Raw genomic sequence first — 11531 nt, 5'->3', positions numbered from 1 at the left:
TCATCCCATTTGCTCCAGCACGGTCACCACACAGGCGTTGCCGTCGATACCCGCGGTGCCACCGCCCATGGTCTCCACCGCGCCAAGCCGGGCATCGGGCACCTGGCGATCGGCGGCCATACCCCGAAGCTGCCAGACGATCTCGGCGATCTGTGCCAGACCGGTGGCCCCCAGCGGATGGCCTCGTGACAAGAGCCCGCCCGATGGGTTCACCGGCTGGCCCCCGCCCAATGCGGTGTGGCCCGACTCCACCAGCCGCCCGCCTTCGCCCAGACCACACATCCCCAATGCCTCGGTGGTGATGATCTCACCGATGGTGAAGGCATCGTGTACTTCGAACACGTCGATATCGCCCGGCCCCACCCCGGCGGATTCGTAGGCCTGGGCTGCGGTGTCGGCCACGATGTCCCAGCCCCACACCTTGTCGGTGGTGTGGTCCCACAGCCGGCCGGAGCGCAGCGCACTGGATCGGATGGCCACCTCCTGGGTGGGATCATGAGAGCCGCCCAGTGGCCCAATCACCGCGGCCGCGGCCGCATCGGCAATCGAACAGCATTGGAACAAGGTGATCGGATCGGCCACCATGCGGCTGCCCAGCACCTGCTGCACGGTGACAGTCTTGCGATGCTGAGCCCGAGGATTTCCTACCGCGTGGCGGCGGTTCTTCACTGCCACCGCGGCCATCTGCTCGTCGCCAACCCCGAACTCGTACTTGTACCGGGTGGCCGATATTCCATAGATGCTGGGCATGGCATAGCCCTGGGCCCCGTCAGGGTCGGAGGCAATCGGGCTGATGGCGCCGTCGAAATGGGCGGTCATGGTTTCGATGCCGAACGCCAATACCCGCTCGTACCGGCCGGTTTCCACCGCCACCCGTGCCTCATGGAAGGCCGACGTGCCACTGGCACAGGCGTTCTCGATTGTGATGACCGGCACTTCCACAATCCCGATCTGCTGAAGAGTGCGGGTGACGGTGCCGGGGTCGCCGAACACCGAACCGGCGTACACAGCGTCGATCTCAGATGCCTTCAACCCGGCATCGTCCAATGCTTCGATCGTGGCCCCCCAGGCCAAGCGGGGGCCGCCCAGTGAAGTCTGTTTGCCGAACGCCGAGGTCCCCACCCCCCAAATAGCCGCACCAGCACCGCTCATGGACCTGTCCTCTGCACCACTGGATCTCCGTGCTCGCTCCATCCGGCCAGTGCAACCCTGCTACCCGGAACCAAGACCTCGTCGGACCCGTCGACGTGGGCAAGAATGCGAGGGCCATCGTCCACGTCTACATAGGCCAGAGTGAACGGAGGGGTGCGCCCCGGCACTGGAATCCGCAGCACCGTGGAGCTGAATACCGTCCCCTTGGGGCCGAACGTCGCGGGAGCCATGGAATCGCTCCCGCATATCGGACAGCGCGGCGGGTTCACCGCCAGCGGATAGCCGCAGTTCCCGCATCGGCTGCCATTCAAAAGTATCCGCCCCTCACGCACGGCCAACTCGGGACGGGGGTCGGCTCCGGTCCGCTCCGGCGGTGTCGTGGACAGCGTGGGCACCGGCTAAACCTACCAATCGCCGCTCGCTGCCCCACGATTCAGCTTCCCCGCGCCCACCGCATCTGCGGCAATCCTCCCCGCCATTTCACACACCGACCACCAACCGCCTACGCTGCGGGCCGTATCGCACTCAAGGGGGTAGGCATGGGCATCGAAGGACTGCGTTTTGTGATCACCGGGTCGGCCACTGGCATAGGCGCGGCCACCGCCCGGGTCGCGGCAGAAAAGGGCGCCAAAGTAATGGTTTCCGACCTCAACGACGAGCAGGGCCAGGCGGTCGCCGACGAGATCAACGCTTCGGGTGGGACCGCTGCGTACCAGCACTGCGACGTGACCGACACCGACCAGGTTGAGGTATTGATGGCCGCTGCTGCCGAGGCCTACGGCGGCATCGACGTATTGCACAACAACGCCGGCATCCATGAGAGCGGGCTAGCCGCAGCCGATCAGTGCAATCTGGAGCAGATGCCCCTCGACGTGTTCAGAAAGGTGGTGGAAGTCAACGCGGTAGCACCCTGGATCTGCTCGAAGGCCGCTCTCCCCTACCTCAAGGAAAGCGACTGGCCGTCAATCGTCAACGCGGCATCCACCGGCGCGCAGTCTGCCTATCCCAACAATTCTGCCTACGGCACGTCCAAGGGCGGCATCCGGCTGCAAACCCAGAACCTGGCGGTGGACTTGGCCCCACTGGGGATCAGGGTGAACTGCTATGGCCCTACCGCTATCGCCACCGACATGGTCACCGACTTCGTGAAGCAGGCGGACGACCCGGCGGCGTTCGAGAAGGCGCTCATCAACACCTCGCTAATCCCCCGGCTGGGACTTCCCTCTGAGGTGGGCGAGCTGGTGTGCTTCTTGGCCAGCCGAGAAGCGGGCTTCATCAACGGCGCATACATTTTGATCGACGGTGGCTCGCTCGCGTGGCGAGGCACGGTGGAACAACTGGGAATGGAGTAACCAATGGCCGACAAACAAGCAGTAACCGAGCTGTTGAACCATGCCGGGGTGGCCTACGACGTAGGCGACAGCGACTTCCTCATCGGGATGTTCGCTCCCGACGATCCGGTATTCGCGATGACCATCGCCGGCGGCGACCCGATCACCTTCGAGGGGTCGGAGGCCATCGCCGGGCTGTTCAGCGGGGCTATGGAAGAGCAGACCGACCAGCGCCGCCACGTGGTGACCAACCTCTACTTCGAGAACGAGACCGAGGACTCAATCACTGCCATCAGCTATCTGGTGCTTATTACCGTGGAAAACGGCCAGCTCTCCGTTCTGTCCAGCGGCGTGTACACCGATGACTGCGTGCGCGTAGGCAGCGACTGGAAGATCCAAAAGCGGTTCTTGGCTCTCGACCTGCCGTATTAGGCGGGACGGGCCGTGAACGGCCATGAACATCGCATACGCCCTCTAGGAAGGAGCCGCAGATGAACATCGGCCAGATTCCCGCCAAATGGGCCCGGCAGACGCCGAACCGCGAGGCGATCATCGACTCCACAACCGGCCAGCGGGTCACGTTCGCGGCCTTCGACGAGCACGTCCGGCGCCTGGCCAACGGGCTGGTCGGTTTGGGCCTGGACAAAGGCGACCGGGTCGGCATCTTGAGCCAGAACTCGGTGGAGTACGCCGCCCTGTACTTCGCATGCGGACGTTCCGGTCTGGTGGCCCAGCCCATGAACTGGCGGCTGTCGGCCCCGGAGCTGGCCAAGATCGTGAACAACGGAGAACCCCGGGCCTACATCACCCAGGGGGCTTACGCTTCCGAGTCAGCCGAGCTGTCCGGCCTGGTGAGCTCGGTGGAGAACTGGCTCCAGTACGGCGAAGGCGGCGATGGCACCTACGAGGAGCTGGTGGCATCGTCATCGGATGCCGAGCCGGAGGTATCGGCCGAAGTGGGCGGCACCGACCCGCTGTTCATCCTCTACACCGGGGGCACCACCGGGGAGTCCAAGGGCGCCCTGCACAGCCACCGCAGCGTCTACTTCGGGATGCTCAACCAAACAGTGGCCGAGCGTATCGTCCCCAGCGACGTGTACATGCTCACCGGGCAGATGTTCCACATCCCGGTGGTGCTGGCCATGAACTACCTGGCCCACGGCTGCCCGCTAGTGCTGATGAACTTCGACGCCACTTTGGCCTTGGAGTTGATCCAAGAAGAGGGTGTGTCGGCCTTCCTGGGCGTCACCACAATGCTCAATTGGATGATGGCAGTGGAGGGGTTCGACAACTACGACATCTCCAGCCTGCGCAACATCCAGTACGGCGGCGGTCCCATGCCCTCCCGGGTCATCACCGAGGCCATGAACAAGTTCCCCTGCACCCTCATCCAGGGCTACGGCCAGACCGAGGGCACCACCATGTGCTTCTTGTCGCAGGAGGATCACATCCGGGCCATCCGCGACGACCACCGTCCCGAGAGGCTGCGGTCGTGCGGCCGAGAAGGGTTCGTGACCTCGGTTCGGGTGGTGGATCCCGACGGCACAGACGTCCCCTGTGACGGCAAGACGCCCGGTCAGATCATCGTGCGATCCGAGGCCAACATGCTGGGCTACTTCCGCCGCCCCGACCTCACCGCCGACACCATCAAGGACGGCTGGATGTGGACTGGAGACATCGCCACCTGGGACGACGAGCGCTACGTGTTCATCGTGGACCGGGCCAAAGACATGATCATCTCCGGCGGGGAGAACATCTACTCGGTCCAGGTGGAAGAGGCCATCGCCACCCACCAGGCTGTGCTGGAGACCGCGGTGATCGGCGTGCCCGACGACACCTGGGGCGAATCGGTCATGGCCTACGTGGTGCTCAAGCCGGGTATGACCGCCACCGAGGACGAGATCATCGATGCCGCCCGCCAGAACCTGGCCTCCTACCAGAAACCGAGGTCGGTGGCCTTTGTGGACGAGCTGCCCAAGGCCCCCACCGGCAAGATCCTCAAGCGGGTGCTGCGCGACCCCCACTGGGCCGAACAAGAGCGCCAAGTCTGATCTGGATCAACCGGGCAGCACTCGGACGATCTGGATGTGCTGATCGGGGTCGAATAGCAGCGCCGCCAACTCCTGCACATCGGCCAGCTCCAAGGCCTCCAGCTCTTCGATCAGCCGCTCAGGAGTGGGCAGATCATTGTCATCGGCGTAGGCCCGGCGAATCAGCACTCTTACCAGGTCGCCGTTGTCGATCAGCTCGAAGTCGTCACCAACCACCGCTCGGGCCTGTTCGAACTCCTCCTCGGTGATCTCACCCGCATGAACCTCGACCAGAATGCGGGCCATCTCCTCTTCGATCTTGTCCATCTGGTCAGGATCGCCAGTGGCGACAACCTCTCCCGCAACCCTGGGCTCGGGAGTGAGGCTCTGGCCAACCGATGCGCCGGCCACATAGGTATCGCCCAGATCCTCTCGCACGTCCTCCACAAGCCGGGTGTCTAGGATCACATCTAGCACCCTGCTGGCCACCTGGGTCGCAGGGTTCACCTCCAGCGACGCCTCGTAGGAGTAGATTGCCGACGTGGCTTGGTTGTCAGGGCCGAGCACCACTTCGCGGCGCAACACTCCACCGGGTTCCGGCGGGCGCCGGTTCACATAGCTGTCGGCATCCTTTGCGGGAAGCGTCCCCACATAGGTTCGGGCCATCTGCTCTACGGTGCCGCGATCCACATCGCCCACCACGATCACCTCGAGGTCGTCCACTCCGCTGAAGCGCTGGCGGTATATTCCCAGAAGCTGATCGGCGCTCAAGGCGTCGAGCCTCTCTTGGGGGGCGGCCAAATTGAACCAGCCGAACGCTTCGCCGAACCGAGCCTCCATATAGGCCAGCGCCCCTTGCCAGTCGGGGTCGGATTGCGATAGCGACAGAAGAATGCCCCCGATGTCGGCGGCTTCGGTGAAGGCCTGGTCGTCAACTCGGGCCCGGGTCATGTACAAGTACATGAGCTGGAACATGGTCTCGACGCCTACGGTGTCGGACGCCCCCGAAAAGCCCTCGGTGGTCTCAGCGATGTACGGTGCCACTCCGGCATTGCGGTCGTCGAGGTAGCGGGATATCTGCGAAGGGCTCAGATCACCCAGCCCGCTGTTGACCACTGCACGGGTGGCCAAGTATTGGGCCAGCGGCCGGTCGCCCTCTTGGAGCGACGACCATCCGCCCCAGGAGGTGGCGTCCAGGCTCACCTCGTTCTCGGCAATGTCAGAGTAGGCGTAGGTGACCCGGGCACCGTTGGCGAACACCCATTCATAGACATCGTCCAGCTCATCGGCCAGGGCCTCGACCACGCCTTCGCTCACCGGGTCGACCGGTTCTGGGGCCGACAGCAGCGCGGCGGCCTCGACGGGCTGCTCTGGCAGCTCACCCGGCTCAGCCGCATCGAGGGCGGCCTGCATCTCCCCAACGCTGGGCACCTCGGAGGGGTCGGGGCCCACCGGGATCAGAATCAAACCGCTTTCATCAAGGATCTCCCGGTAGCGCTCGGTGAGGTCGTCCACCCCAAGCTCATCGAGCAGGTCGTCGACGCGGGCCGCGGTGTCCTCGGCGGATCCGATGTCGCGGCCCTCGAGAAAGTGCGAGGTGTATCGGCTGGCGTGCTGTTTATCCTGGACCGTGGGGGCCGCCTCGACCGCTGCTCGCAGATCGGTCCTGATGATGCTGGCCGCCCTGTGGAGGTCGGCTTCGGCGAAGCCGTGCTCGGCGAGGCTCAGCAGCAGCGACCAGTAGTCGGTGAGGGCGGCAGAGAAGTCCTCAGCCCTCAGGTTGGTGCCGTAGTAGCGCAGTCCCCTGGTGTGGGAGAACTCCGACCAGTGCGTCGGATCGATCTGCGATAGGAACCCCTGCTCGTAGCCGTCCTGCAAGCGGTTTTCCACCATTATGCTGACGATCTGCTCGATCCAGAGCTGCCGGTCGCCCTCGATGGTGTTGGGGTTCCAAGAGGGCAGGCGGATGTCCAAGGAGAGAAAGGAGTAGGGCTGCTCGGGGGATGTGGCGATGTCGAACGTCGGCTGCGGGTTCAACCCCGACCAGTTGTCTGGTGTGTCAGGAGCACTGCCCGCTGCGATGTCGCAGAAATGCTCCTCAACCAGATCTTCCAGCGTGTCAAGGGGCAGATCGCCTACCGCCACCACCGCCATGTTGGAGGGGACGTACCACGTCTCGTAAAAGGCTCGAAGATCCTCCGCAGTGGTGGCCTCGATGTTCTCCACCGTGCCGATCGGCGAACGCCCCTGGTAGGGAGTTCCCCGGGTATACATCTGGTCGAACACCTCGTGGATGAGGCCTGAGCCGGTCTCTTCTCTGATCCGGTATTCGTCCCGGATGACCCCCTGCTCATCTTCGACATCCTCAGGAGTGATGGTGGCGGCATGGGCCCACTGGGCAAGCACATCGAATGCGGTGTCCACCGAGCCCTCCTCCTCGTCGATGACCAGATCGAGCATGTAGACGGTCTCGTCGTAGGAGGTGTAGGCGTTGATATCGGGGCCGAACTCCACCCCGATGCTTTGCAGCGCGTCAGTGATCTCGTTGCCGGGATACTTCTCGGTGCCGTTGAACAGCATGTGCTCCAAGTAATGGGCATAGCCTGCCCCCACAATGGGTTCATTGAGCGATCCCGCATTCACAACCAGACGCAGCGACAAGGCGCCGCCCGGGCTGTCGTTGGACCGCGCATAGTACGTGAGTCCGTTGTCCAGCGTGCCAATCCTGACGCCGGGGTCAACTGGCAGGAGTCCCTCACCCTCCAAGGCATCGGGAGCTCCGCCGGCAGTCTGGCAACTGATCTCATCTTCAGCCGGAGACTCAGGTTCGTCGGCCTCGGCGTCTTCCCGTTCGGTCTCCGGTGCGGGCGTGGGCGTCGTGGTGGCCTGGGGTGTGGGAGCGGCTTCTTCGGTCGCTGCGGCTCCGCCCGAATCGACCTGGCCGGTGACCGGCACATAGGTCTCGCTATCTGAGCAGGCGGCCGCAGCCAGGGCCGCGCAGAACAACAAAACCAGGAGCTTTCTCATACCCGCCTCTAGCAGTCAGTATCCATCTCGACTCAACCGAGCCCGTGGCCGAACACAGTACTGATCGCCAGCGACACATCCCACACCGCCGCGATGCAAACAAGCGGTCAGTGCTGGCTGTAGCAGATCTCCACAATGGCCGGCTCGGTGACGGCATCACCCTCAAGCTCGCCCACAATGCGGCCCTCATGCAGCACCAGCACCCGATGGCACACGCCGACCAACTCGGAGAACTCAGATGAGATGAACACCACCGCCTTCCCTTCGACTGCCAGCTCCTCCATGATGTCGTAGATCTCTTCTTTGCCGTCCACGTCAACACCGATGGTGGGCTCGTCGAAGATCAGCACATCGGCGCCCTGCTCCAACCATTTGGCAATGACTACCTTCTGCTGGTTCCCGCCCGACAGCAGGCGAACCAATTGGCGGTCGTGGGGGGTTGCAATGCTCAGGCGGCCAATCCGCCGGTCTGCTGCTTGCTTTTCCGACCGCCCTAGTGGTGCCGGCACACGCGGCCGCACCCGATGCCGATCCAACGAAGCCAGCGTGATGTTGTTGCGCACGCTGAAATCCATGATGTTGCCCTGGGTCTTGCGGTCCTCTGGCAACAGCGCCAACCCGGCCGCCATGGACTCTGACGGGTGCTTGTCGCTGACCTCAATGCCGTGAACTCGAACCGAGCCATCCCGACGGTGATCGGCGCCAAACACCGCCCGGACCATCTCGGTCCGACCACTGCCCATTAGCCCGCCCACTCCCAGGATTTCTCCCTTGCGGACGTCGAAAGAGCACCCATGCACACCTGTATCGGCGCTAACCCCATCCACCTCTAGCACCACTTCGGCGTCCGGACGTCCTCCAACCCCCCGACTGGCCCGCCGCTCAACGGCTGTTTGAGCGTGCTCATGACCGGTGATGTGGGCAATAAGCGATGAGCGATCCAGCGACTCGGTGGGCTCGTCGGCCACCAGTTGCCCGTTGCGCATCACAATCACCCGCTCTGTGAGTTCGAAGATCTCCTCCAGGCGATGCGACACGTAAACCACGGTGATGCCGTCGTCCCGCAGCCGCCGCACTACGGCGAACAGATGCTCAATCTCTTCGTCAGTCAGCGAGGCGCTGGGCTCGTCCAGCACCAACAACTGGGCTTGCTGGGCCAATCCGCGAGCGATCATCACCAGCCTCTGCTTGGCCACGCTCAATTCCCCCACCGGCTCGCGGGGATCGATATCGGCTTCCAACCGGGCAATGGGCTCGGCGGCCTGGCGGTACAACTCGGTCCAGTCCACGAACAATCCCATCTTGCGGGGATAGCCCAAGCCCAGCATCACGTTCTCGGCCACCGACAGATCGCCGACATCCTGCAAGTCTTGGTGGACGAAGGCCAACCCGGCGTCGGCGGCATCGTGGGGTCGGTGCAATTCGAGAGGCTCTCCATTCAGTTGCAAATGGCCTTCGTCGGCGTGCTCGGCCCCGGCAATGATCTTGATCAGCGTGCTCTTGCCCGCTCCGTTCTTGCCTACCAACCCGATGATCTGGCCGGTCTCCAATGAGAGGGACACATCGTCCACCGCAAGGACTCCCGGATAACGCTTGGTCACGCCGGTGACTTCGAGCAGCGGCCCCAGGGCCGCCGGCGCTGTTGCGGTCATTGCCGGGAAGCGCCAATGCGTGTGAAGGCCATAGCCAACAACAGGATGCAGCCCTTTGCAATATCACGGACACCGGTGCTGTATCCCTCCAAGATCAATCCCCTGTCGACGGCCTGCAAGAAGATCACACCAAGCACAGTCCCCGGCACATTGAAAAGTGTCCGTTTTGAGGCTGCCGCTCCCAAGAATGCTGCGGCATAAGCGCCAAGAAGTGTTGAGAAGCCGCTGTCTGCCACCGATGAAGCAGTTCTTGCCGTTGAAGTGACTGCGGCGAATAACGCCATGAAGCCAACGGCGGTAAACCCCAAGGCTCGTAGAGCCTTGACGTTTATGCCCGACAACCGCGCGGCCTCAGGATTGCCGCCGATGGCATACATGTAGCGACCAGCCTCGGTTCTGGACATAAGGAGCCACATGAGGATGGCCAGCCCTGCCGCTATCCATACCGGTGTATGCAACTCCAACCATGGGTCCGGCCTACCGACACCGAAGTCCCGGTAGATGGCAGGCAGGTCTTTCGCGCCGGTGATATTGCGGCCATCAGATGCCTCATATCTGGTTCCAATCAATATCAGGCCGGTTGCCAGCGTAGTGATGAACGAAGGCATTCCTGCATATGAGACAAGCAAGCCATTTACTGAACCCGCGACCAAGCAAAACAGCAATCCCACGAATACGGCGAGCAGCCAAGACCAGTCATGGTTGACAATGAGAATGACGACAATGGCCCCGGCCGCCGACTGTATTCCGGTGACCGACAAGTCAAAATCGCCCATGGCCAAGACCACGGTGAGTCCTAGAGCCAGCATCAGCAATGGAGAGGCCAGATTGAGACTGGTTCGGATCCCGTTGATCTCAATGAACCGATCGTTGAGAATGGAGAAAATCAAGATGCTGGCCAGCAGCGTGATGATCACCCCAAAGCGTGAGATGACCTTGAGCAAGTCAAAATCCTGACGCCTGCCACCGGACTCTGGTGACGGGGCCTGAGCAGTTGCCATTTCAGACACAGCTAGAACCTCCTGCGGGCAAAGTAGCAGCTTGTACGCGAATGGGCCGGTGGCAAGCGTCGTTGCCACCGGCCCATTGGACGCATTTTCCTACACCTAGAAGTGCAAGTTCAGACTCTTAGCCGCAGTTCGCGACCCCACTGAACTGACTGCACCACTTGTTGCGGAAGTACTCCTCGTAGTCACCGGGCGGATCCGGTGCGGGAACCTCGGTGCTGTCAGCGGGCATGGCATTCACCGTGTCGATGGTGACCACCTGGCGGACCGAGAAGTTCCTGCCGTCATAGGTTGGGGCCCGCTCTTGGCTCGGATCTTCGCCGAATACCAGCATCTGAGCGACGGCATCCACCTGGGCCCAGCTCTGCCACTCCAGTTTCTCATCCACCGCGGCGTCTACCCGGCCATCCCGGATGTCATTAACCGTTGTTGGATTGGCGTAGAAGGTGACCAGCAGCGGACGGTCCGGATCGTCGCCGTCGGGATAGAGAGCGCCAATGGCTGACGCAGCACCGATGGAGGCCACCGAGAAGTTGATCCAAACAGCGTCGACATCGTCAAACTGCTGCAACTTGGTGGTCACATCCGCCTCTGTACCAGCAACCAGGTTGGCAAAGTCGCCTTCCCACTGGTCGACCACGGTGATGCCGGTCCCTTCGATAACTGAGTTAAGCCCGGTAATGCGCTTATCGCTCCATGCGGTGGGCACCGTCTGCACGATGATGTTGCCCCCGTCAGGAAGCTGCTCAACCAGATAGTTGGCGAGCTGAACTCCAAGGTCAGTGTCATCAGAGGCGAAGCTTGCGATGTAGAAGTCGCGGGGCTCCACCTCGCCACCGGCAGAGAGGATTGGAACGCCCTCTGCTGCGGCCCGCTCGAGCACGTCGGTGATGAACGCCTCGGGAATTCCGTCGGTGAGCATCACGTCGATGTCGGCATCAAGCAGCTGGTTGCCACAGACAGGCATCTGGGCTGGGTCGCCAGCGGCGTCGCAGGTCTCGTATTCCCAACCGAGGAAGTCAACCGCCTCCTTGGCCGCATCTTCGATGCGCTTACCGGCCTCATCGGCGTAAATCCACTGGAGGTAGCCGATCTTGATATTCGGCAGCTCGGGGGCCATCTCTTCGGTGGGCTCTGGCGCTGGTGCCTCAGTAGCCGCCGGAGCCGGAGCTTCAGTGGCCGCCGGGGCTGGCGCCTCCGTGGCTGCCGGAGCCGGCTCATCCGCGACGTCGTCATCATCGTTGCCGCATGCCGCAGCAACCAACGTCAACGCCAGCAGTGCTGCCAGCAGCTTCCACAAGGAGCGTTTCATAGTTGTCCCCTCTCCGGACG

9 protein-coding genes are annotated in these 11531 nt (G+C 62.8%); 3 read left to right on the top strand and 6 right to left on the bottom strand.

Annotation, left to right across the window (positions count from 1 at the left end; genetic code table 11):
• Both OXG30_14760 and OXG30_14755 read right to left on the bottom strand, forming a co-directional pair.
• The gene (locus OXG30_14760) at positions 1 to 1152 is read right to left on the bottom strand and encodes a thiolase family protein (GenBank protein MCY4136149.1); all 1152 of its coding nucleotides are present in this window, start codon (positions 1150 to 1152) and stop codon (positions 1 to 3) included.
• Positions 1149 to 1547 (bottom strand): OB-fold domain-containing protein, encoded by a 399-nt coding sequence (locus tag OXG30_14755; GenBank protein ID MCY4136148.1) that lies wholly within the window; start codon positions 1545 to 1547, stop codon positions 1149 to 1151. Before OXG30_14755 ends, OXG30_14760 begins: the two co-directional genes overlap by 4 nt.
• 144 nt (positions 1548 to 1691) lie before the next feature.
• Here OXG30_14755 and OXG30_14750 point away from each other — a divergent pair, with 144 nt between their 5' ends.
• Genes OXG30_14750 through OXG30_14740 form a run of 3 tightly spaced genes read left to right on the top strand, consistent with a single transcriptional unit; the run spans position 1692 to position 4534 of the window.
• Positions 1692 to 2504 (top strand): SDR family oxidoreductase, encoded by an 813-nt coding sequence (locus tag OXG30_14750; protein MCY4136147.1) that lies wholly within the window; start codon positions 1692 to 1694, stop codon positions 2502 to 2504.
• 3 nt (positions 2505 to 2507) lie between these two features.
• On the top strand, positions 2508 to 2915 hold the full coding sequence (locus tag OXG30_14745; GenBank protein ID MCY4136146.1) for a nuclear transport factor 2 family protein: 408 nt from the start codon (positions 2508 to 2510) through the stop codon (positions 2913 to 2915).
• A 59-nt stretch (positions 2916 to 2974) separates the two neighbouring features.
• Positions 2975 to 4534 (top strand): AMP-binding protein, encoded by a 1560-nt coding sequence (locus OXG30_14740; GenBank protein MCY4136145.1) that lies wholly within the window; start codon positions 2975 to 2977, stop codon positions 4532 to 4534.
• A gap of 6 nt (positions 4535 to 4540) precedes the next feature.
• Here the strand turns inward: OXG30_14740 and OXG30_14735 are convergent, their stop codons facing one another.
• The 4 genes from OXG30_14735 to OXG30_14720 all read right to left on the bottom strand — a co-directional run bounded on the left by OXG30_14735 (position 4541) and on the right by OXG30_14720 (position 11511).
• A complete protein-coding gene (locus OXG30_14735; protein MCY4136144.1) occupies positions 4541 to 7540 on the bottom strand; it encodes an insulinase family protein in 3000 nt (999 codons plus the stop codon).
• Between the two features lie 107 nt (positions 7541 to 7647).
• Entirely contained in the window at positions 7648 to 9192 is a 1545-nt protein-coding gene (locus OXG30_14730) for a sugar ABC transporter ATP-binding protein (protein ID MCY4136143.1), read from the bottom strand.
• Positions 9189 to 10271 carry an ABC transporter permease gene (locus OXG30_14725; GenBank protein MCY4136142.1) on the bottom strand — a complete coding sequence of 361 codons (1083 nt, stop codon included), beginning with the start codon at positions 10269 to 10271 and terminating at the stop codon, positions 9189 to 9191. Before OXG30_14725 ends, OXG30_14730 begins: the two co-directional genes overlap by 4 nt.
• A 49-nt stretch (positions 10272 to 10320) precedes the next feature.
• Positions 10321 to 11511, bottom strand: coding sequence for a sugar ABC transporter substrate-binding protein (locus OXG30_14720; protein MCY4136141.1), 1191 nt, complete (start codon positions 11509 to 11511; stop codon positions 10321 to 10323).
• Positions 11512 to 11531 lie beyond the last annotated feature (20 nt).

The organism is bacterium (assembly GCA_026708015.1).
In the GTDB taxonomy this organism is placed as follows: Bacteria; Actinomycetota; Acidimicrobiia; order Acidimicrobiales; family Bin134; genus Poriferisocius.
The sequence above is the reverse complement of the archived record's forward strand: the minus strand, read 5'-3'. Positions and strand labels throughout refer to the sequence as shown.